At 41.0% G+C, this 21141-nt stretch carries 24 protein-coding genes; 16 read left to right on the forward strand and 8 right to left on the reverse strand.

Going from position 1 to position 21141, the window contains the following annotated elements; genetic code table 11:
• Positions 1-401 precede the first annotated feature (401 nt).
• A complete protein-coding gene (locus ACFSYC_RS12155; RefSeq protein WP_377127786.1) occupies positions 402-1574 on the reverse strand; it encodes a hypothetical protein in 1173 nt (390 codons plus the stop codon).
• A gap of 359 nt (positions 1575-1933) precedes the next feature.
• Between ACFSYC_RS12155 and ACFSYC_RS12160 the strand changes: the two genes are divergently transcribed.
• Both ACFSYC_RS12160 and ACFSYC_RS12165 read left to right on the forward strand, forming a co-directional pair.
• Entirely contained in the window at positions 1934-2989 is a 1056-nt protein-coding gene (locus ACFSYC_RS12160; RefSeq protein WP_377127789.1) for a sensor histidine kinase, read from the forward strand.
• Complete coding sequence (locus ACFSYC_RS12165) at positions 2986-3717, forward strand: LytR/AlgR family response regulator transcription factor (RefSeq protein ID WP_377127792.1); 732 nt, start codon at positions 2986-2988, stop codon at positions 3715-3717. The genes ACFSYC_RS12160 and ACFSYC_RS12165 overlap by 4 nt, the downstream gene beginning before the upstream one ends.
• Here the strand turns inward: ACFSYC_RS12165 and ACFSYC_RS12170 are convergent.
• From ACFSYC_RS12170 to ACFSYC_RS12195, 6 genes are all read right to left on the reverse strand, one after another.
• Positions 3700-6765, reverse strand: coding sequence for a lantibiotic dehydratase (locus tag ACFSYC_RS12170; protein ID WP_377127795.1), 3066 nt, complete (start codon positions 6763-6765; stop codon positions 3700-3702). The two genes, ACFSYC_RS12165 and ACFSYC_RS12170, sit on opposite strands and share 18 nt — an antisense overlap.
• A gap of 239 nt (positions 6766-7004) precedes the next feature.
• The gene (locus ACFSYC_RS12175; protein ID WP_377127798.1) at positions 7005-7283 is read right to left on the reverse strand and encodes a helix-turn-helix domain-containing protein; all 279 of its coding nucleotides are present in this window, start codon (positions 7281-7283) and stop codon (positions 7005-7007) included.
• Between the two features lie 11 nt (positions 7284-7294).
• Positions 7295-7825 (reverse strand): hypothetical protein, encoded by a 531-nt coding sequence (locus ACFSYC_RS12180; protein WP_377127800.1) that lies wholly within the window; start codon positions 7823-7825, stop codon positions 7295-7297.
• Positions 7822-8352 (reverse strand): cysteine hydrolase family protein, encoded by a 531-nt coding sequence (locus ACFSYC_RS12185; protein ID WP_377127803.1) that lies wholly within the window; start codon positions 8350-8352, stop codon positions 7822-7824. The genes ACFSYC_RS12180 and ACFSYC_RS12185 overlap by 4 nt, the downstream gene beginning before the upstream one ends.
• Positions 8353-8415: 63 nt before the next feature.
• Positions 8416-9633: an MFS transporter gene (locus ACFSYC_RS12190; protein WP_377127806.1), complete on the reverse strand. Its 1218-nt coding sequence runs from the start codon at positions 9631-9633 to the stop codon at positions 8416-8418.
• A gap of 92 nt (positions 9634-9725) precedes the next feature.
• Positions 9726-10583: a methylated-DNA--[protein]-cysteine S-methyltransferase gene (locus tag ACFSYC_RS12195; protein ID WP_377127808.1), complete on the reverse strand. Its 858-nt coding sequence runs from the start codon at positions 10581-10583 to the stop codon at positions 9726-9728.
• 163 nt (positions 10584-10746) lie between these two features.
• Here ACFSYC_RS12195 and ACFSYC_RS12200 point away from each other — a divergent pair, with 163 nt between their 5' ends.
• From ACFSYC_RS12200 to ACFSYC_RS12265, 14 genes are all read left to right on the forward strand, one after another.
• On the forward strand, positions 10747-11676 hold the full coding sequence (locus tag ACFSYC_RS12200; protein WP_377127811.1) for an alpha/beta fold hydrolase: 930 nt from the start codon (positions 10747-10749) through the stop codon (positions 11674-11676).
• Positions 11677-11773: 97 nt separating this feature from the next.
• Complete coding sequence (locus ACFSYC_RS12205; protein WP_377127814.1) at positions 11774-12358, forward strand: Crp/Fnr family transcriptional regulator; 585 nt, start codon at positions 11774-11776, stop codon at positions 12356-12358.
• 62 nt (positions 12359-12420) lie between these two features.
• Positions 12421-12873: a DoxX family protein gene (locus ACFSYC_RS12210; protein ID WP_377127817.1), complete on the forward strand. Its 453-nt coding sequence runs from the start codon at positions 12421-12423 to the stop codon at positions 12871-12873.
• 14 nt (positions 12874-12887) lie between these two features.
• The gene (locus tag ACFSYC_RS12215) at positions 12888-13238 is read left to right on the forward strand and encodes a GNAT family N-acetyltransferase (protein WP_377127820.1); all 351 of its coding nucleotides are present in this window, start codon (positions 12888-12890) and stop codon (positions 13236-13238) included.
• A 265-nt stretch (positions 13239-13503) separates the two neighbouring features.
• Positions 13504-13992, forward strand: coding sequence for a tetratricopeptide repeat protein (locus ACFSYC_RS12220; protein WP_377127823.1), 489 nt, complete (start codon positions 13504-13506; stop codon positions 13990-13992).
• Between the two features lie 233 nt (positions 13993-14225).
• On the forward strand, positions 14226-15128 hold the full coding sequence (locus tag ACFSYC_RS12225) for a helix-turn-helix domain-containing protein (protein WP_377127826.1): 903 nt from the start codon (positions 14226-14228) through the stop codon (positions 15126-15128).
• A 97-nt stretch (positions 15129-15225) separates the two neighbouring features.
• A complete protein-coding gene (locus ACFSYC_RS12230) occupies positions 15226-15843 on the forward strand; it encodes a DUF1579 family protein (RefSeq protein WP_377127829.1) in 618 nt (205 codons plus the stop codon).
• Positions 15844-15960: 117 nt separating this feature from the next.
• A complete protein-coding gene (locus ACFSYC_RS12235) occupies positions 15961-16356 on the forward strand; it encodes a tautomerase family protein (protein WP_377127832.1) in 396 nt (131 codons plus the stop codon).
• A gap of 400 nt (positions 16357-16756) precedes the next feature.
• Complete coding sequence (locus tag ACFSYC_RS12240; protein ID WP_377127835.1) at positions 16757-17911, forward strand: enoyl-CoA hydratase-related protein; 1155 nt, start codon at positions 16757-16759, stop codon at positions 17909-17911.
• Positions 17901-18755, forward strand: a complete 855-nt coding sequence (locus tag ACFSYC_RS12245; protein WP_377127838.1) for an alpha/beta fold hydrolase — start codon at positions 17901-17903, stop codon at positions 18753-18755. The genes ACFSYC_RS12240 and ACFSYC_RS12245 overlap by 11 nt, the downstream gene beginning before the upstream one ends.
• Before the next feature lie 77 nt (positions 18756-18832).
• Entirely contained in the window at positions 18833-19327 is a 495-nt protein-coding gene (locus ACFSYC_RS12250) for a PAS domain-containing protein (protein ID WP_377127840.1), read from the forward strand.
• 120 nt (positions 19328-19447) lie between these two features.
• A complete protein-coding gene (locus tag ACFSYC_RS12255) occupies positions 19448-19906 on the forward strand; it encodes a hypothetical protein (protein ID WP_377127843.1) in 459 nt (152 codons plus the stop codon).
• A 56-nt stretch (positions 19907-19962) separates the two neighbouring features.
• Positions 19963-20091 (forward strand): histidine kinase dimerization/phospho-acceptor domain-containing protein, encoded by a 129-nt coding sequence (locus tag ACFSYC_RS12260; protein WP_377128074.1) that lies wholly within the window; start codon positions 19963-19965, stop codon positions 20089-20091.
• Complete coding sequence (locus tag ACFSYC_RS12265; RefSeq protein WP_377127846.1) at positions 20042-20635, forward strand: sensor histidine kinase; 594 nt, start codon at positions 20042-20044, stop codon at positions 20633-20635. The genes ACFSYC_RS12260 and ACFSYC_RS12265 overlap by 50 nt, the downstream gene beginning before the upstream one ends.
• Here the strand turns inward: ACFSYC_RS12265 and ACFSYC_RS12270 are convergent.
• Positions 20616-21017, reverse strand: coding sequence for a response regulator (locus ACFSYC_RS12270; RefSeq protein WP_377127849.1), 402 nt, complete (start codon positions 21015-21017; stop codon positions 20616-20618). The two genes, ACFSYC_RS12265 and ACFSYC_RS12270, sit on opposite strands and share 20 nt — an antisense overlap.
• Positions 21018-21141 lie beyond the last annotated feature (124 nt).

Raw genomic sequence — 21141 nt, forward strand, 5'->3', positions numbered from 1 at the left:
CTGGTCAGTTTGCCCCGGAATGGGGTGGTCAATTTGACGCGGAATCACTGGTCACATTCCGCCGGAATTGGGTGGTCAATATCAGCGGTATATCCAAGCCTTGCTTCTGATCTTTATTGTACATAACCACCTTCCTCAAACTTTTTCTATAGCAACTAAACTATAGCAAAATCCACCTTGGTTGAGCTGCTTAGAAAGAAACTCACCCTTATTCTATTGAAATGAGTTTACTTCTCTAAAGAATTAGGCGCAGCTGTTTCCAATAAATAACAGGTTGAATCCAAGATATAATAGCACATTTACGCTCGTCCTAAATAGATGTTTATCCGTTCGCCGCTTTTTGTAATAAACATTACACCCTCCGGTCACTTGCTAAAAGATTAATTCTTGAACAACTTGCTTTATTTTGGAAAAAACATTTTATTCAATTTTGCCACCATTTTCACTAATAAATCCCTTATCGCATAGGCTGTAAACTGGTCACCGCTATAGTATAGCTTGTTCATACTGCTATAAGATATCGATTCCTGTTTTTTACTCATAAAGCGAGTTGAAAAAAATTTCAATATAGCTGTGATATTTGTCATCGTGAACACACCTTCCTCGTATAATAACCTGACCAACAAAGCCATTTGAGCAACAGTAAGGTTTAATTCTAACTTCTCAGGAAGCTCGTAATCGTCCCCTTTGATGTTAAAACTTTCTTGCCGTAGAAACTCAATCATCCAATTTTCCACCTGAATATGAATTGCTGCTACGTTTGGATCAAATGCAGTATTCGTCATTACAGGCATGGATTTAAGTATCAGGAGTTGCTTCAGCAACATCGGTAACCGGTCATCCGGAGGCATGATTGATTTCTTTGTCGCGACATTATCCTGATACCACCGACAAAAGCTATTGTGGTTAAAATTTAAATAGAACAGTGCTTCTGTGACACTTTGTGTAAGATCCGGGCTTCCATCTATCGAAATAGTGCTTTTTAATGTTTCGGTAAAAGACATTAAATATCCAGCCGCACGATAGCTGAGCGAAGCTTTGCCATCGGTGTGAATGATAGAACTTAAATAATCCATGACGCAAACTTTCAGTCCAGGATCAATTTCGCTGTTTTCCAGGCCAGCGCTCAACTCTTCTGCTACCACCGTCATTTTTTTACGCACTGATAGTGTACCAGCAAGAGGTATTTTGCCATTCTGATCAAAAAAAGACTGGAAGTATTGTACCTGAAAATCTCTCAGGTCCAACAGGCATCTTTGCATTAACAAAGGAAGTTTCAACAGCGCATTATCATCTGTAAGGCCTTTATCTTTCGCAGAGCTGATCAGTTCAAAAGTAAAATCTGCCGTTTCCAGTATAACTTGCTGCTGAAATGGCATATATCGTCGCAGAACATGATCTTTTTGCTGGCTAAAGAGCAAATCGGTCCAAACTTTCTTTATCCGCTGGCATTCCTTTGTAATATGGGTTTCCTGTGCTGTTAAGTAAGCTGTTGACAACACTTCCGATTTGTCAATCATGCCGGCAAAACCAGCAGCCATTGCGGCCAATACTTTTAACTCGTCTTTTAACATAGCATTGATTTTACTGCCAGTACTGCCTAACTGTTAGATTCTGATGTTATTCTCCCTTTGTGGTTTACCGAAATGCGTCGGGCCGCTGACAGTGGTTAAGACGGTAATCGTTGTGTTAGTAGGATCTCCTACTGTGGTTTCCGCCGAATGGAGGTCGATCAAATCGCTAAAGCGGTGTAATTTATTGACCTTCTTTTTAAATGATTTCGCAGTTATATTTTTCATTTTGGTAACTTTTTACTCAAATTAGGAGTAAACAGTAGTGTAGGGCAACTTTGTTACACGCATGACCTGATGTGGTAGAAAGACAACACGCAATGACAATGGGATTACAATTGAGATTGGTTCTATTCAAACGATTGAATTACAAACTGCTACTGAAACATATTTCGGGCTGGGTCATTTTTATCATTTATGAGATTAGTTTTGTGAGGTTTAGTATCGGCGTATTTGCGCCTTTGCAAAACTATCTCTGCTATTATGGACTAAATGTGGTATTGTTTTATTGTAACGCGCACCTTATCCTCCCTTTTGCTATAAAATCAAGGAGGAATTATATCATCATTCCTTTATTGATGGTGCTGGAGCTATTTTTTTACTTGTTATTTAAATATGCCCTTGATACCGTTCTGGCATTTTCGAAAAATCAAGTTATCAGCCAAACCATCTATATTAAACAACTATTGCTTCCCAATTTGTACCGGGGAATCTCATTTTTGGGGTGCAGTTCACTTTACTGGGCAGTTTTACGTATGATGCTATTCAGGAACCGTGTTCATGAATCAGAAACGACTCACCTAGTTATCCTAAAAGAAAAAGCAGAGTTAGAAAAAAATCTAGCGGAGGCCATGACTGCCTACCTTCAGCAACAGATCAGTCCCCATTTACTATTCAATACGCTGACATTTATCCATAATACCTACTATAAGCATTCACGTACCGCTTCACAATGTGTTTTACTGCTAGTCGATATCATGCGGTTTTCTTTAGAAGAAGTAGATATTAAAGGAAAAACTACTTTAAAAAAGGAAATTGCACAGATCCAAAATTTCATTGAGCTCAACCAGCTTCGGTTTGACTATGAACTATATATCGATTTTAAGGTGGCCGGAAATGTGGAAAGTGCGCAAATCATTCCCTTGATATTATTAACGTTGACTGAAAATATTTTCAAGCACGGGTATCTGAAAGAAAAGAAAGGGGAAGCTAAAATATACATAACGGTCAACGCCCAAAATGAGCTAAAATTTGAAAGTTGGAATTTAAAAAAACATGAGCCTGAGAAAAGACGTTTAAGATCTATAGGCATTAAAAACGTTTTAAAGCGTTTGGACTATAGCTACCAGCACCATTATAAACTAAAAATTAGCGATGAGGAGGACAGTTTTGGCGTAGAACTAATGATGCAGCTATGAATTTAAAATGCTATGTGATCGATGACGAATACCATTCCGTTGAAATGTTGTTGGAGTATATCGATCAAACCGACGGGCTCGAATTGCAAGGGTTTTCCACTAATCCCCTGCTCGCACTGAATGAGGTAACCGGAGCAAATCCCCCGGATGTCACATTTTTGGATGTGGAAATGCCGGAGCTTTCCGGAATGGAATTTGCCGAAATGGCAAATCTCTATACAAAGATCATTTTTACAACGTCTTTTCAAGAGTTTGCATTAGAGGCCTTTGAAAAAGAGGCATTCGACTTTCTGTTAAAGCCGATCAGTTATCCCCGTTTCAGAAAAAGCATTCAGCGTGTCCAACGCGATGTTAAAAAGAAGGAAACTGACCGAAAGAAGAAAAGAGACTTCTTTTTTGTTAAAACAGAAACAAAAGGAAAAATGGTGAAGGTCACTATTAATGATATATTATATGTAGAAGGTGCACAAAACTATATCAAGATCCATCTTATTTCAGGAGATGTTATGCCATACTTAACTATAAACGAAATTGAACTATATCTGCCCAAAGACCAGTTTACCCGGGTGCACCAATCGTTTATCATAAATACCGACCGGATCAAGGCGGTTGAGCAAACGCGGGTTATACTGCAAGAAGATATCATTTTAAATTTGGGCAGGCTTTACAAAGACTCATTTCTTGAAAAAATGAATGAATTGTTGCTTAAATCACGCAGAAGGTCTTGACCTGTTGCTTGTGATTGCCCTGACAGATAACTGAAATTTGTAAAGGCAATAATATATGATCAATTCCTGTTTACGTTGTTTATCGACGAAGAGCCTGTTCAGGTGCATGTGAATCATATCGGCCAATAATTGATGCCTCCTCTTGGAGGTAAATGCTGTGGCGGGTTTTAGTACCTTTCGTATTGCGTTACTGAACTCCTCCGAGTAAGCAGTGAGATTGAATTGATGATAATAGGTGTCATTACTTATCAATGAACTGATTTCTGTTTTTAGCTCCCTATATTTTTGATCAAGGTCAATTTTAAGCGCCTTATGAGTGTCAAATTCTGCGTAAAACAAGTCTACCATTTTTTCGAGAAACAATATTCGCTCGGGTAGATCCGGAATAAAACGATCTAATAATTCATAAACGGAAACAAATGCTAAACTATGATAACTATAACTGGCGGGCTTTTTAATGACGAGTTTGATATAATTTACAACGAGGTCGCTACTCCCGTGAAAGTAATTCTCTACCAATTCAATGATGTCGCCGCCATACCTTTCCATCTCCCTACGGTAAGTGTCCGCCTGATATTCCCGAATCAACTGGTAACTGATGGTTTTCGACAGCCGACGTTTTAACTTATTCAGCACTAGCCCCACCCCTGCTTCACTGATTTTCAGGCGTAAACGAATGTGATAACCCGGGTCCCTGTATCTTATAAAGAACCAGGTTTGCAGTTCAGATTGATCCAACGTCTTTAATAAAGGCAATATTTTGCGAGCTAGTACATCGTTCGCTATAGCCGGATTGCAATACAATTTCAGATAAAGCCATTTGCTTCCGATGATATACTCCTTTTCTTTTGTGTGTGTGATAATATCGTTGCCAATCTGTAAATTTGAATAAACCGCTTCGCGCTTGTAAAGAAATGATACGAACTGATTACCTAAAGCATGACCTTGTCCATTTTGAACAGTGTGATTATCGGGTAGGAAAAATTCCTGCAAGACAGCTTGTTCGCTTCCCTTAAGGCAATCTACTAAGAATAGGATTTCATCTTCATTATCGATATTAAAAACAAGCTGCTGATCAAATTTGCTCAGGGCGACGATAGCGGGAAGTTTAAGTTGATCTTTCAAACTCCGGATTTTTTTAATTGATTCCTCACGGGACAAGCGCTGCATATCTTTCAGGTCATGGGTTGATAGGTACCAGACAGCCGGACTTAGGATAGTCTGCTTATAGACAACTCTTGGATAGTAGGCCATACCAGGAAAATATTGCGCTAATGAAAAGGTATAAGTTCCCTGCAGACCCTGATATTGCAAGTCACAAAGCAACCGGAATACGGCCAGGTTATTGCGGCTATAATTATAAGCAGAGGTCAGGCGCGGGATAATTACTTTTTGATGGGCATGCGACTCCAAAATAAGTTCATTATCAATCACAGAAAGCCACAGGTCCGAAAGTGGGATTTGGTAATCCTTTTCTAAAGTTGAAACAACGTTAACAGGTATTTCATAAGCATAAGCATGCTCCCGCCGGTTGATATTATCCGCATGAGGATCAGAAAGTTGTCCGATATCTGCAAAAATTACGTTGGGATTAGCCGACTGCTCTATAGCAGTGATTTCCTTACTTAAACGTTGTATTTCCTTATTCCAGGATGTGAAGCGCCCGATTAAAGCCGTTGCCGTAACCCCACCTAATGATTCCAGGAAAATCCCATCACTTGTTGTTCTAAAAAGCGCAGCCATACTTGGTGGTGACTGCAGATTACTATCTGACGATAAGGATTGCAGATCATACTCATCTAAAGCTATCGGGCTTCCATCGTTTAACCGGTCATTCCATTTTTTAAATAACATCCGATGCGCTTCGGACCAATCCAAAGATAGTTGATCTATTTTCCGCTCTTTAAATTTTACAGAACGTAAAAGATCTGAATCCAGATTAGCATTGGTTACCGTTCCGTAGCCAATTCCTATATCCGGATCAACAGCCTGAAGTAAAGGTATCTTCTGCTTGTCATACATTACTTTAAAGTCTTCAATAAACTGTGGGAGCATACCAGGTTGCGCTGGGGTTACCAAAGCGGACAAGGCTTTTAATCCGTCTCTAAGCTGATTTTGAATATCTATAAAAAGCGAACCTTGGCTGGCGGAGCGTTCCAGGCCGGCATAAAATACCGGTCCTGGGTTTCGGAAGTCTAATCCACCACTTAGTAATTTATTGATCCTATCCGCATTTGCCTTTAAAAGCGAGGCATCCGGAAAGCTTAAATTTTCTAAATTCCTGTTAATTTCTTTTACAGCGGTACTTAAAGGAGAGGCAGCATGGGATTGATCTAATAAAACTTGTAGATAATCTTTACCAATAATGTTATTATTTGTTGCCGGCATCAAGATGCCTGAGTCAATCAAAAATAGCAGGTAATCCTTGGCTACATCGATTGTGCAACCGGTGAAGTCCACCATGTATGTAACAATTTCCTTCCCGCTTTTAAATGTGTTACTGCAAAATAAAAAAAGCGCAGCGGTAAGTTTATTATTTTCAATGGAGTCCAGCTCAAAGTAAATTTTATTTTGATGGTTGGCGTAGGTTGTGGTGATAAACCTGAAATCCCTCCCCCATTGATACAGCGCCGGGTTGCACATAAACTTGTTTTGTTCGGGATCAGCACTGACGAGTAAAGAAGATAACCTATTAACGATTTGCTGGTCTATGTTCAAATGTAGCTTTGCCTGCTCGTTCTTGAGCACAATCGTTTCATCCTTTCCCCAGGCCGTCATTGAAAATGATGAAAAAGCGCCGAAGGGTGTAGGCCGGAAACACATCCGGTTAAAATATCGCTGTATACTTAACTTTTCACGGTCGCTTAATAGCGCACTGTCAAATCGCTTTTCCTCAAGCATGTGGTATAACCCAGGGCTACCCAGGAATAAAGCCGCCTGAAAATAAGGGTCATTGATAATGTTGTCGAGCTTAACCTGGTCGTAATTAATGTGGCTAAAGAATGGCGCCCTTAAGATTATATCTTCAAAGAAATGATAATTTTCCATGTGCTTACGTATTAAAGTGTAGAATATAAACTTAATACGTGTTGCGACATTAAATTATCGGCTTTTCTTGCATTTTATCCGATTTAAATTGTAAAAAAGCATCCAGGACTAATTCTGCTGTAAAATGCAACCATGTTCAACAAATTCATCACGCTTTTAAAACAGAGAATCCCCGTACGTTCAATTCTGTACAGGGATTCTAAATTATTTCAATAGTGGTCGGATCTACTGTTCAGTCATCAAGCATGTGCGTGTTCCCGAGTGGTGTAAATAAGCGGTTCGCCTAATTCTGCCTCCAGTTTAGCCAATGTTTTAAGGGTAAGATTATGATTACCTTTTAGCCATTTATTAATTTCGGACGGCTTCTTTTTCATTTTTGCTGCCAAATCTTTTTGGGTATATCCCTTCTCCTGCATGATCTCATTGATGCGAACTACGATATCGGTATACTGTCTTACAAAAATGCGCACCTCCTGGGGGGTTTCATCCTGTATTTGCTGCGCCACCTTGCTTCTCATACGCTTGATAATTATAAATAAATTTCTTCTTCTCCATTAGCCGAAACAATTCTTCTGTTGCCTTCGTCGATCACAATTTCGCCATCATTTAACGCATCCTCGATACGCTTAGCAAACTGGCAAGCTTCTATCCATTTAAGATGTATATCGTTGCTTTCCTGGTTTGTCCTGGCTGACTTAATGCCACCATTAAATAAAATCACGATATCGCTCCGGTTATTGGCCCGTAAGGCATATAATCGAAGCGGGAAATTTGGGTACGCAAACAAAACCTGTTTTACAGTTACTTTACCCGTATTGGGTAAGCCGGTAACCTCATTTTCAGGGCGGTTAAACAAAGCATCTATTGCGCCATGATCATCTCCCAGGCTGTCCAGCACAAAACTCAACATTTGCTGAGTAGCGGTTTTCAACTCCGGGATGCCGTTGTATTTATTAAAGAACTTATCCGTTTCATTTTCAATTGCATCGTCCCAACGTACGGTATAAAACGTACATTTCTTTCCCTCATCGTCCCAAATTTCCAATGCAAAGATATTCACTTATAAGTTAATTTACAAATTAAGTCCAATATATCACTACTTAGTTTTGAATCAGCCGCAGTGATCGATCCAAGGTAATCATTTTCAATAGCAATGGTTCCCGTTGCATTTGGGTCTATCCTAACAATATAGTCTCTCATTATTCCTTCTCGCGCGGTAGTTGACACGCAGCCATGAGTATAAAATCCGGTGAGAAGAATTTCGTCGCATCCTATTTCTTTCAGCCATTCTCCAAGATCTGATCCGGTAAAAGCTCCGTATACTTCTTTATGGAATTCCTTTTCTAAATTCGATCCGGCATCGGGGCCTAAACCTGTTAAAAAATCTGAGCCCCAGGTCCCCGGAATAAACGCGGGCGATTCATTTAATTTATTAAAATGTCTCACCCAGGCGATCGGGCTTTGGTTATACCTTGCTTTTTCAATTCGTTTTTTAATAGCGTCTAATGCCATTGAAAACTCAGGAACCGGTCTTTGACCTTCGTCAGAAAATTCATTTTGGGCGTCGATAATTACTAATGTTTGCATAATGTTTTATTTAAGATTTACACAAAGTTAGCTTAGCGCCATGGGGTGGCAACCTGATTATTGCTAACTTGATCTGTAGTAGAAGAATTTGCTTGTTCTTACCAGGTATAAAGCCATAAAGCCTGCGGCAGCGACCAAACACGCTGTAAATAAACCCCAGTACAAGGTTGTAAAACCATACTCGTCGATAACTAGTGCCCCCATTGCCGGGGTAATGAACTGCCCGATAGATAAAGTAACCGCGTAAAGACCGGTATAGGCTCCACTTACACTTACATCCGTCCTGGACATCCAAAATGAATCCATAAAAGGTGTACACATCATTTCGCCAAATGTTATTACCAAAACAGCAAGAGATGCCACCGCCGGAACAGTCGGCAAAACATTAAAAATAGCGAAAGCGGTACCAAATAAGGCAACACCAAACGACATAAAATATAATTCATGTCGTTTTCCCTGTAGTTTATGAATGAGGGGCAACTCTACCAAGGCGATAATGATACCATTCATCGTTATTAAAATACCAATTAATCCTTCGCCAAACTTCCACATCGTTTTAAAAAAAAGGGCCTGCATGTTAAAAAAAAGAAAAAAGCAGGAACAAACGAGGATACAAAAAAATATAAAGAGCATATAAACGGGATCTTTATAAGGGGAATGTTGTTTGACAGGCTCAATATCATTTTTGATCAGCATTACTGGCCGATCAGAAGAGAAGGTTTTGAACAACAATATTCCGGCTAAAAGACTACTGCTGCCATCCACCCAAAATAACAAATGATAATTGATGACAGCTAAGAAGCCTCCCAGTCCGCCGCCCAAAGCCCATCCCAGGTTGATCGCTAAACGATTTAGAGAAAATGACCTTACCCTGTTTTCTGGTGTGCTATAATAACCAATAGCTGTGCTATTAGCCGGGCGGTATGATTCGCTGAAAAAGCTTAACAGGATAACTGTTAAGATCACGCCTATAAAACTTTGCTGAAAGCTGAGGATGATAAAAAAGACCCCGCTGGTTAATAGAGAGATGAGTTGTACTTTATAAAAACCAATTTTCGCAATAGCGAAACCGCCAGTAATACCACCTGCGATCGCACCGGCACCGAACGCCGTTATAATTAAGCCAGCTTTTGTAATTGAAAAATGCAATTGCTGTGTGGCATATATGGTCATGAAAGGCAATACCATTCCTCCGGCCCTGTTAATAAACATTACCGCAGCCAGGTTCCTACTTTTTTTAGATAGACCGCTATAAGCGTTTTGATAGAGTTTAAAGAACATTGATATTAAGTATAATGAAAAGTGGCCGGCTGCAACACGCGGATTTTTTGGCCGACGCAACAAATTGGCAAATATAGGGCTGACTTTGTATATTAACCGGCAATGTTGTCTACCGAACTCATTTCCCAGGCAAGCATTGCCTGCTTTCGTATCCGGCCTGCGCTGTCGAAGTACCCCACTTCTCCACTTTTACGAATGATACGATGGCATGGTATAAGGTAGGTAAACGGATTTTGGCCAGCTGCAGTGGCGATCTGCCGCATCGCGTTCGGCGTTTCAATTAACCTGGCGACCTGTTCATAGCTTCTAACCGAACCAAAGGGGATATTTACGAGTGCTTCCCAAACTTTAATTTGGAACTCGCTGCCCTGAACAAGTAAGTTGAGTTTATTATCATTTACGTTTTTTGGTCTGAATATTTTTTCAATGTAGCTCTTAGTAATATCCGGCCTATGCTCCAAAATAGCAAAAGTCCACTTCTGTGCAAACCTGCTGTATTCGTCCCTAACGCCTTCATCTGTAATAAAACGAAATTCGCACACCCCTTTCTCTGTCACAGCAATAAAGCACATGCCGAATGGGGTTGGATGATAACCATAACGAATCTGTAAGGCCACACCCGAACTTTTGTATTGCTGAGGACTTACCCCTTCAATATTGATAAACAGATCATAGACTCTTGACTGGCTGGATAGGCCGGCAATATTAGCAGCTTGAATTACATTAGCAGTATTACGAATTTGATCTTTAAGGTATCCGAGCGTGAGGTATTGAAGAAATTTCTTAGGTGTGATGCCAACCCAATCCAGGAAGATCCGCTGAAAATGGAAAGGGCTCAGATTTATTTTTTCAGCGAGAACATCCAGGTCTGGCTGAGATTTAAAATTCTCGATCAGATAGTATATCGTTTCTTCTACTCTTAGGAAATTCCGAACCTTATCTTTTGCCATGACTATAAAACAAACTAAATTTTATTTATCGATACAAATTTCGGGTTAAAATACAATTTCAACAACCTGATTCTTGCTATAAGTAATGAATAAACATATAAAGTTTAGCAAGAATCAGGTTGCGGTGCTTCTGCAAAGTACCGATCATTGCTAAAAAAATAAGATGATCAGAAGATTGATCTTTGGAATATTTATCCTGTTATATGGTTACAAGAGTTATGGTCAGTCAAATGATCTCTCTTATCATTGGCAGAATATTAACGGCCTGAAAATATTTTACCGGGCTGCGGGCAATCCCCACAACCCGGCTATCCTATTGCTGCATGGTTTCCCTTCCTCATCCATCATGTACCAGGACCTGATGCAACAACTAAAAAAAGATTTTTACCTCATAGCGCCAGACTACCCGGCACACGGCTATTCAGAAGTACCGGGAGTCAATTATGCATTTACTTTTGATAATATCAGTAATACTGTTCATGAACTATTGGATCAATTAGGCATTCATCAATATAGTATATTTATGCAAGACTACGGTTCGCCTGTTGGATTCCGCTTGGCGGTCAAATACCCGGAAAGAATCGATGCGCTCATTATACAAAACGGAAATGCCTATATGGAGGGCTTTCCAGAGGCGCAGGATCTGAATGGTAAACTGCGGGAATATTGGCGTAATAAAAACAATAAGTTTGAAAAGGATTGGATTGAATATTATCGCAAGGCAAGTTCAGTTTCCGCCGATCAAAGAAACCTTTCGGCGAAAGTAAACCCTGATCGCCGTAATATGGATGCTGAAATTATGCTGAAACCTGGAAGACTTGAGCTCTTTATGCAGTTGTGGTTCGATTACGGAAATAATGTAAAAAGTTACGCGCAATGGCACGAATACCTGAAAAAATACCAGCCGCGGGTTTTGATAACCTGGGGTAAAGATGATACTTATTTTACCATCCCCGGTGCCCTTGCTTATTTGAAAGATGTCCCAAAAGCTGAGATTCATTTGCTGAATGGCGGGCACTGGGCAGTAACAGAAAACAACACGACTGAAATAGCGGGCCTCATAGAACGGTTCTTTAGCAGAGGGGTAAACTAATTGGTAATGCCGGGGTTATGTAACTGATATACATTAATAAAGTATAGCATCACGATATGAAAAAGATAAATTATAGACTTTTGGCCCAAGTGTAGCTATGGAAGATAATTTTTTACCGATCAAAAATGCGATATGTCATTTTCATCCATTGAAAAATGATGAGTGGGAAGTCCTGTCAGCCGGGTTAATTGTTAAAAATTTTAATAAAGGTGATTTCCTGATCAGGCAGAGCGAGATAGAAAATAATATCTATTTTATAAATAAAGGTGGTACCAGGAGCTTCTTTATTAGGGTTAGGAAAGACTATACCGTAGATTTTCAGTTCGAAGGAGATTTTGTGACCGGCTATTATTCGCTGATCACACGCGAGCCCAGCAGTATAAATATTGAACTGCTCGAACGGACACAAACGATAGTCCTGCCCCTAAAAGTCCTGACCGAAGTTTATATCAATTATCCTCGGGGAGAAAAAATAGGCCGTTTAATGGCCGAATTCCAATACCTCAAAAGGCTAAAAAAAGAAATGGACCTCCTTTCTCAGACAGCAGAAGAAAGGTACGCGGCGTTGTTGGAAAAAAGCCCGAAATTGATCCGGAGTCAATCTGTTAAGCATTTATCTTCTTATCTCGGAATTCAACCGGAGAGCTTGAGCCGCATTCGGAAATTATACGGACGAAACTAACATACATCATTTTTTTGTTGCTACTCATTGTTGAATTTTGTGACGAAATTTATGATCGAGTTATGAAACCAACAATCACGCTATTAGCTGCTTTTACCATATTAACCCTGCTATCAAGACTTTTTTTTAAGGATTGGAATCTTTTAATTGCTGGAAACTTATCCATGTGCCTGATGCTATTCCTAACCGCCTCGGGGCACTTTCTTTTTACTAAAGGTATGACAATGATGATCCCGCCAATAATTCCTTGTAAAACGTTACTGGTGTATCTGAGTGGTTTGGCAGAAGTTGTGCTTGGCATAGCTATATTATTCCAGTCAACCCGGTTTTTGGCCGGTGTTGCGCTGATTATTTTATTTTTACTATTGTTACCAGCTAACATCTTCGCGGCATTCAAACACCTGAATATAGAAAAGGGATCCTATACCGGTCCGGGTCTGGCTTATTTATGGTTCCGGGTTCCCTTACAATTATTTTTTATACTGTGGGTATATGTCTGCACCATAGCCAACTAATTATTAAATACCAAATGGAAAAAACATATAAATTTAATACGATACCCACTGTGGAGGATATCATCAAGCTTTACAACGCTGCCGGACTTGCCAGGCCAACCCACGACCCTGAGAGGATGCTAAAAATGTACCAGAACTCAAACCTGGTTTATACCGCCTGGAACGGCGAACATCTGGCGGGTGCCTGCAGGTGTATCACAGACTGGGTTTGGTGCTGCTACCTGTCGGATCTTGTGGTTGATCCGGAATTCAAAAAATGCGGTATCGGAAAATCGCTTATCAGGTATACCAAAGAAAAATTAGGCGAACAATCCATGATCCTGTTGTTATCGGTTCCTGATGCTATGGGTATTACCTCAACGTAGGTTTCGATAAGGAAGACAGGGGTTTTTTGATGAACAGAACAAAGTAAATATAAAGGTCTTTAAACCTAATTTAATGGGAATGATTGCTTGCTGTACCCCTTGTGGAAGCATTATCAGCATTTCCGTTCTTACCGCTTTGCTTTAATAATTATTGCGGACGCTTGAGCTTATAAGCTTAATATCTATTATAATTTATTTACTTACCAGTGGCCTTATAAGTAGCGGCCACTTTAAACTTATAATTGTGCATATATCAGGTAATCATATGATGGAGGACTGGGAGAGAAGACTCGACCGTATTTGGCAAAATTTCGATTCTTATGAGTCTAACGATTTTTTGAATAAGATGCAAATGCTCACCGCCGAGCTCTCCGGGGAAGATCCGATTGCTTTATTTGAACTGGCATCGGCTAACGATTCGACAGGCAGAGAAGAAGATGCGGTGCTACTGTACCGGCGTTCTTTAAGTTCAGGTCTGCAAGGAGTCCGACGGAGAAGGGCGACTATCCAACTGGCCAGTACGCTGCGAAATTTAGGGCAAGCAGCGGAAAGTGTGCGACTGCTGGAAACCGAACTTAATGAGGACTGTTCGGAACTGAATGACGAACTTCATGCCTTTCTTGCCTTGTGCTTAATTGCTGTAGGCCGCGAGAAGGAAGCGGCTGCCCGCGCACTGGCTGTTTTGGCGCCTCATTTAAAAAGATATAATCGCTCCCTTGCCGGATATGCTGACACATTATTGAAGCACGTGTGAGTGTGGTCTGATATGATCGGTTAGCGTTTGATCTGTCCGGATACTGATACAATTTCCTAAGAATATGCTTTAGAAAAGCTTGTACACTTTTAAAGCACGTAATGTCCTGCTGGAAAATAGCGTGTAACTTCGAATTCGTTCGGGTTTTAACTTACGCTCTCCGGATCGCTATGGATCAGCAAATATGAAAATATAAATAATAACTGAGTTATATAAATATTTGTAGGCTTGAAATGAAGATACTGAAATCAATTACAGACTATTATAAAGAGATCAGCGTTGCGCCGCCTGTTTATCCTTTTTTTGATGTTCGCCGGCATGAGGAGAATATCAATACCATTAAGATGAAACAGAAACCTGTCAGGCACGAGCTGTATTCGGTATCTGTATTTACTGAAATGGAAGCGGATCTCCAGCTCGATAATACGATGGTAAATGGGAAAGCATTTATCATTTCACCCCTAAAAACCATTAGCTGGAATATTAAAAGCAAAACAGCCAGAGGCTGGTACCTCATATTCGATCAGGAGTTTATCGAATCCAATCCATTTTGGAAAAACTTTACCGTGGATTTTAATTTCTTTAAGCCGGAAACTAATTTGTCCTTTGATATACCAGGCCCTGTCCTGGAAGAAGTATTATACCATTTCAGGAAGATCCATGCCGAACTATATGCTCCTTCGCCCGAACAATTCCGCTTTATCCACTCGCATACTAACCTGGTATTGCTGCTGATAAAAAGGCATCTGGAAAATAAGGCCGGTCAACCGGTTGACTTTAAACACATTACTGATCGAATGCTACTGGCTTCAAAATTTCAGGAATTAGTTGAATCAACGGTTTCCGGCAGCAAAAACAACCCGGAACTGCGCAAGCCCTCTTACTACGCAGAAAAACTGAACATCCACCCTAATTATCTCAACGCCGTCGTTAGAGATACGCATGGGAAAACAGCCTCACAGCTCATACAACTTTATCTCATCGGGCAGGCAAAGATCGCTATCCGGCATGAACGGCTCTCTGTTAAAGAAACCGCCTGGCGGCTTCACTTTCCGGACATCGGAAATTTTATAGTATTCTTTAAAAAGCATACAGGTATTACTCCCGGCCAATATGCTTCAGGTGTAAATATTTGATTTTGAACACTTTTACTTTGAAAATGGACAATATCCCGACAAACTTATGGAACGTCTTCAGGTTACTATAGTAAAAAGGTTTATTAAAGAGAAAAATATGAGAAAGTTGAAATATATTTTATTAGCAACCGTATTATACGGCAGTAATATCGTTTCCCTGGCGCAGACCAAAGTAAGGTTACCCGATAGCAAAACTTACACCATGGAAAAAGTGCTATCAACGGGTCCTGCATATAAAGTCTTGAGATCGCTCAAGGGAAACTGGAACGTGGAGATGCGGGTATATCCGGACGCAGGCGCAAAGCCCATGATCTCTTATATGGTTGCCAGGCGAGTTTTATCCGGTCATTTTTTGATGGAAACCATGACGGCGAGGCCAGGATCAAAAGATCCGAAGTTCAACCGTACCGCTTATTTTAACTATAATAATGCGGGCAGCTGCTGGGAATATATCGTACTGGATTCAAGATATCCGGTGATGATGTTTGAAACCAGCAAGGATACGGCGCAAACTACCAGAGAGTTAACGTTATTCCTCCCATCTTTTATAACGCCACCCGGGGAAAATAAACAACTGGCCGGAAAAAATGCCAGCGAGCGCAGAACGATCAGTTTTATATCTAATGATAAAACCATTATCAAACAATATTGGACTTTACCGTCAAAGCCCGAATATTTGGCCATTGAATACACGTACATCAGGGTCAATCGCTAAAATACCCCGATAGCGGATACATCGCGGGGCATAAGCTCAGCTATTTGTAAAAGCTTAGCGACCTCAAGGGTAATGAATGGGATCGATAATTCCGGTAAAGCCAATTTATAATATGTTATGCCATTTGTAAGAATAAGTTTATTAAAAACGGTTAGCAAAAACGATCGCAAAAAAATATCTGCTGCGATCCATCATGCGCTAATGGCAGAGTTTGATATTCCGCAATTTGATTACTTCCATGTTATTGATGCATTGGAGCCAGATGACCTTTTTTTTCCAAAAAGTTATCTGGGAATAGACCATGTAGCGGATATGGCCTATATCCAGATAATTGCCGGCTCCGGAAGGAATTATGATCAAAAAAAACAATTATTTGCGGCTATTGCCAATCGTATCAGTGAGGTAACAAAAATCCGAAAAGAGGATGTTATCATAATTTTAGTTGAAAATGGCGGAAAGGAAAATTGGTCATTTGGCAATGGAGAAATCCAGGATTTGCCCCACATCAAATAACTTTGAAGTTAATTATTACAACCGGATAACTTGTTAAGCAATAAAATTCCGAAACTATCAACTTTTTTTTTGAAAACAGACAACACCGGAAAGAACAAATGCATCAATCATCATACAATTTTATCCCATGGCTGAAGCAAAGGTCGCCATCGGTATGCGCAGCTTTGCGATAAACAGACCGCCCGACAACTGCACTTTCCGAACATTGGAATTTTATTTTCTTATAAAAACAACCGGGTATTGGTACTTAAAAAATGCTAAAGTGTAAATAGTTGATTTTGAACAGTCTTACTTTGAAAATGGACACTATCCTTCTAAACTTACAGGTAGTATTAAGGTTGCTATAGTATGAGGTTCCGCCAGTGCAAACCAGACAATAAAATTAAATAAAATAGAAATCATGGATATGATAAGTTACGACGCCGGCAAAAATAAAAACGGTATCTCCACCATTACATTAACGCAACCTCAAAGTTTGAGCATTCAGGGCAAGCAGGAATTGCTGTCAGCTATCCGTAAAGTAGCTGAAGACCCGGAATCGCGCGTTTTAATTATTGCCCAGAGCCACCCGCAGGCGTTCCTGGTTAACGTAAGCGAACTGGCAGACATGTCACCAGGCGAAGCGGCGGAATACAGTTATGCCGGTCAACAGATCGCATTGGCGCTGGCCGCCCTTCCGTTCCCCGCCATTGCGGCTGTCGATGGAACGGCTCTCGGAGGAGGATGCGAATTGGCTATGAGCTGCGATCTGACTTACGCAAGTACCAGCTCACAATTTGGCCAGATAGAGGCCAACGGCGGCGTAATTCCAGCTTTTGGCGGAACATGGAACCTTTCGCAACGCTTAGGCTTGCAAAAAGCTTCAGAACTTATTTTTACCGGCGCAATGTTCGATGCAAAGCAGGCCAAAGAATGGGGTTTAATTCTGGAAGTTCTGGAACCGGACCAACTTATGCCTTACGTTTACGAAGTGGCATCGAAGATAGTGAAGGCTGGGCGCATGTCGATAACTAACGCTAAAAAAATATTACGCGAAGGTCACGGTTTGCCATTCACAGCTGTGCTGGCAATGGAGCAGGGCGCATTCGCATCCCTTTTTGGCACCGCCGACCAACGCGATCGGATGCACGCATTCCTCAACGAACAAAATAAAGAAGCTCCTGCTGCGGAAGAAAAAAGTGCGGCGGTACTAACGATCAGCAAAGAAGATCCTAAATTCACCTTTATTAACATATGGGATACAGCCGACACAAACAAGCAAGGGCAACTGCTGGAGGCTATGAAGGAAGATGCGCAGGAGATCCAAAAGCAACATGGATTCATAGGAATGGCTTTTTATGCTAGCAGCGACGGCCGTCAAACGGTGGTATATGCACAGTGGGAGACGGAAGAGGATTTTAATAAAGGTATCGTGCAAAACCCAGTTATGACTGCCGGACGCGATAAGTTATCCGCATTCGGTGACCCCGCGCCTAACACTTACACCATGAACGGTATTTTTTTCCATCAAACTGAAAAAAAACCGAACAATAAATTCAGCGAAAATGAACAATAGCTTTTCTCCAATAAATACGGATGGAATGGAACACCATTTCGCCACGGTCAATAATCTCCAGTTTCACTATGTCGTAAGCGGGCAGGGCCCGGTGATTGTGCTCTTACATGGGATGGCCGGAACATGGTACACCTGGCGGCACGTGATTCCCAGTTTGGCCCGGCATTATACGGTTTTGGCTCCTGATCTGAGAGGCTTCGGCGATTCAGACAAGCCGGCAACCGGGTATGAAAAAAAGACGATGGCTAAAGATGTCCATGATCTGCTCAATCAACTGGGCTACCATAGCTATTTTATTGCCGGCCATGATTTCGGCGGACCTATCGCTTACGCGCTGTCCGCAGCCTATCCGGAAAGTGTTCGCAAATTAGCGGTGTTTGAAAGCCTGCTATTGCTGCCAACGGAAAAAGTGGCTTTGCCTGCCTGGTTCGTGCCGTTCTTTCAAACGCCGGAAATCCCGGAGATGTTGCTGAAAGGCCGGGAGCGGGAATTTTTAAAGACTTGGATGAACCAGCTTACGATCAATAAATCTGCCATTTCGGGTGAAGATCTAGATGAATATGCGCGAACATACGCCCTGCCAGGCGCGGTTGAAGCGGGAGCTGAATTATACCGCGCATTTCCAAAGGATTTGGAGGACAATACGGCGTCGTCTAAAGACAAACTTACTATTCCCGTCCTGGCATATGGTGCCGAGAGTGTGATGAAAGATAACACTCTTCTATCCTTCCAGGCTGTAGCAAACAATGTGCGGGGAGGCGTCGTGCCTGATTGTGGACATTTTGTGCCGGAGGAACAGCCAGAATTTGTAGTTAAACAACTGTTGGCTTTTTTTGGGGAGTAACCTATAAATAGCAAATTAAAGAAAAAAATTACCTGATGACCGGCACATAGTCGTTATCCGAATCTTCTCAACATAATTTGCAGGAGAAATATCTATTCTCTGGCAATTTCGTGTATATCGATGATTTCTTTATAAAAGAAAGTAGCAACGGCGATTACGATGTAAAATATCGTACAATAGGTGCGGAAGATGGGACGATTCGTTGGGTACGCGCCAAAGGTAAAGTATTGTTTAACGAGGAAGATCAGCCTGTAAGGTTCATAGGATCAGTGTTAGATATTACACAAAATAAAAGTTACGAGCAGGAACTACAGGCTATCAATGAAGAAATGGTGACGTCCAATGAGGAATTAACTGCATCAAACGTGGAACTCCTCAGAACCAAAAGTGATTTACAGGAGTTATCTAACCAACTCGCGACAAGTGAGGAGCGCTTTCGTCATATGGTTCAGGAAGCACCCGTAGCGATCAACGTATTGAGGGGAAAAGACTTGATCATCGAATCCGCCAAAAATATGATGGTCGCCCTGATTGGCAAGAAATGGGAGGATATTAAAGGGAAATCTTACTGATAGGCCTCGCCTGAATTAACCATTCAGCCATATTTCAGTCTGTTGAACGAGGCTTATCGTTCCGGGGAAACCTATTACGGCAACGAAGTAAGAATGACACTGTAGCACGATGGCGCCTTAATGGAAGGATACTTCAACTTCATCTATCAACCGATCAAAAAGGGAAATGGTTTCGTCGAGGGCGTAATGATCGTCGCCGCAGAAGTGACAGAATTAGTAAAGGCGCGCTCAGAGCGCGAACAGGCAGAGGAGAAATTGCGCATGGCTATCGAGGCTGCTAAGATTGGTTCCGGGCATATTGAGCCGAAATCAAAGGCGCTTCGATATAACCCGACTTTAGCCAAAATCTTTGGGTATGAAGGTGAAAAACCGATGACCTATGATCAAGCCATTGGCCAGGTAACTGAGGAGTACCGTCCTGAAATTTTAAAACAATTGAACACGCTATTGCTTCCGGCGAGGATTATGATATCACCTATGCTCAAAACCGGTTCAACGATGGAAAGCTTATTTGGCTGCGGCCATTGGGCAAGATCAGTAAGGATGCACAGGGTGGTTATACTATTTTCTCGGGCGTAGTCATGGATATTACCAAACAGGAACAGGATGAACAGCGAAAGAGTGATTTTATCGGTATGGTCAGCCATGAGTTGAAAACACCGTTAACCTCCCTTACGGCACTTGTCCAGGTTTTAAAGGCGAAACTTAAAAAAAGTGAAGACCCGTTCATATCCAGAGCATTGGATAATCCAATATCCAGGTAAAGAAGATGGTTACTATGATCATGGCTTCCTAAATATCTCTCGGCTGGAATCAGGAAAGATCCTGATCTATAAACATTCATTTAACCTGGAAGAACTTATCAGGGAGATCATCAGTGAAGCGGAATTGACCGTAACTACTCATTTTATTCAATTTGAACCTTGCGATCCGGTAATAGTAGAAGCGGACAGTGACAAGCTCGGTTCAGTGATCACTAACCTCATCAGTAATGCTGTTAAATATTCACCGATGGGAAGAGTTATAGAAATCAAATGCGAAATTCTTGGACAAAACGCACGTGTAAGCGTTAGAGACGAAGGCATGGGTGTTAAATCAACAGATAAAGAAAAATTGTTTGACCGTTATTACCGAGTGGAAAGTGACCACACCAGGAATATTTCCGGTTTTGGGATTGGTCTATACCTCAGCGCTGAAATCGTTCACCGCCATAACGGCGAAATAGGAGTAGAAAGTGAACATGGCCTGGGTTCGACCTTTTATTTTACCTTATCTATTGAACCTGCTCTCAATTCACAAAACGTTTAACCAATTCTGTTAATTCATTCAGATCAAAGGGCTTAGCTAAATAAGCATCTGCCTTACAGGCACCGGCCATTTCTGCTAAACCTGAATTGGCGGAAAATAAGATTACCGGGAAATGGGCAGTCTTAGGATCACTTTTGAGAGACAGGCACATATCACTCCCATATCCATCAGAAAGCCGGTTATCCAACAGGATCAATGCAGGTTGAATCTTACCAAGTCTTTTTAACATTTGCCCATTAGTAGCCGAAATGATATGGTGACCTTCATGTACTAAGATGTAGGTCATAATATCCAGGATATCCTGATCATCTTCGATGATGAGTATCGTTTTAGGTATTTCCAATTTTGACAAAGTTAAGCTAAATAAATAGCGGAATGTCACCGGACAGTTTTATTCAAGGTTAAGAAACCTTCATATCGTCATTCGCATATATTATTTAAGACTTAAATTTATTTATCAAGACTTAAACTTACAAGTTTCTATAAATGTCTAAAATAAAAGAATG

The organism is Mucilaginibacter antarcticus, assembly GCF_042686155.1.
Taxonomy (GTDB): Bacteria; Bacteroidota; Bacteroidia; order Sphingobacteriales; family Sphingobacteriaceae; genus Mucilaginibacter; species Mucilaginibacter antarcticus.

Excerpts from the sequence above, each read along its gene's own strand:
- ACFSYC_RS12240 (WP_377127835.1), top strand. The coding sequence starts at position 16,757 with ATGGATATGATAAGTTACGACGCCGGCAAAAATAAAAACGGTATCTCC.
- ACFSYC_RS12235 (WP_377127832.1), top strand. The coding sequence starts at position 15,961 with ATGCCATTTGTAAGAATAAGTTTATTAAAAACGGTTAGCAAAAACGAT.
- ACFSYC_RS12260 (WP_377128074.1), top strand. The coding sequence starts at position 19,963 with ATGGTCAGCCATGAGTTGAAAACACCGTTAACCTCCCTTACGGCACTT.
- ACFSYC_RS12165 (WP_377127792.1), top strand. The coding sequence starts at position 2,986 with ATGAATTTAAAATGCTATGTGATCGATGACGAATACCATTCCGTTGAA.
- ACFSYC_RS12230 (WP_377127829.1), top strand. The coding sequence starts at position 15,226 with ATGAGAAAGTTGAAATATATTTTATTAGCAACCGTATTATACGGCAGT.
- ACFSYC_RS12175 (WP_377127798.1), bottom strand. The coding sequence starts at position 7,283 with ATGAGAAGCAAGGTGGCGCAGCAAATACAGGATGAAACCCCCCAGGAG.
- ACFSYC_RS12200 (WP_377127811.1), top strand. The coding sequence starts at position 10,747 with ATGATCAGAAGATTGATCTTTGGAATATTTATCCTGTTATATGGTTAC.
- ACFSYC_RS12205 (WP_377127814.1), top strand. The coding sequence starts at position 11,774 with ATGGAAGATAATTTTTTACCGATCAAAAATGCGATATGTCATTTTCAT.
- ACFSYC_RS12255 (WP_377127843.1), top strand. The coding sequence starts at position 19,448 with ATGGAAGGATACTTCAACTTCATCTATCAACCGATCAAAAAGGGAAAT.
- ACFSYC_RS12225 (WP_377127826.1), top strand. The coding sequence starts at position 14,226 with ATGAAGATACTGAAATCAATTACAGACTATTATAAAGAGATCAGCGTT.
- ACFSYC_RS12215 (WP_377127820.1), top strand. The coding sequence starts at position 12,888 with ATGGAAAAAACATATAAATTTAATACGATACCCACTGTGGAGGATATC.
- ACFSYC_RS12195 (WP_377127808.1), bottom strand. The coding sequence starts at position 10,583 with ATGGCAAAAGATAAGGTTCGGAATTTCCTAAGAGTAGAAGAAACGATA.
- ACFSYC_RS12220 (WP_377127823.1), top strand. The coding sequence starts at position 13,504 with ATGATGGAGGACTGGGAGAGAAGACTCGACCGTATTTGGCAAAATTTC.
- ACFSYC_RS12185 (WP_377127803.1), bottom strand. The coding sequence starts at position 8,352 with ATGCAAACATTAGTAATTATCGACGCCCAAAATGAATTTTCTGACGAA.
- ACFSYC_RS12170 (WP_377127795.1), bottom strand. The coding sequence starts at position 6,765 with ATGGAAAATTATCATTTCTTTGAAGATATAATCTTAAGGGCGCCATTC.
- ACFSYC_RS12155 (WP_377127786.1), bottom strand. The coding sequence starts at position 1,574 with ATGTTAAAAGACGAGTTAAAAGTATTGGCCGCAATGGCTGCTGGTTTT.
- ACFSYC_RS12210 (WP_377127817.1), top strand. The coding sequence starts at position 12,421 with ATGAAACCAACAATCACGCTATTAGCTGCTTTTACCATATTAACCCTG.
- ACFSYC_RS12245 (WP_377127838.1), top strand. The coding sequence starts at position 17,901 with ATGAACAATAGCTTTTCTCCAATAAATACGGATGGAATGGAACACCAT.
- ACFSYC_RS12190 (WP_377127806.1), bottom strand. The coding sequence starts at position 9,633 with ATGTTCTTTAAACTCTATCAAAACGCTTATAGCGGTCTATCTAAAAAA.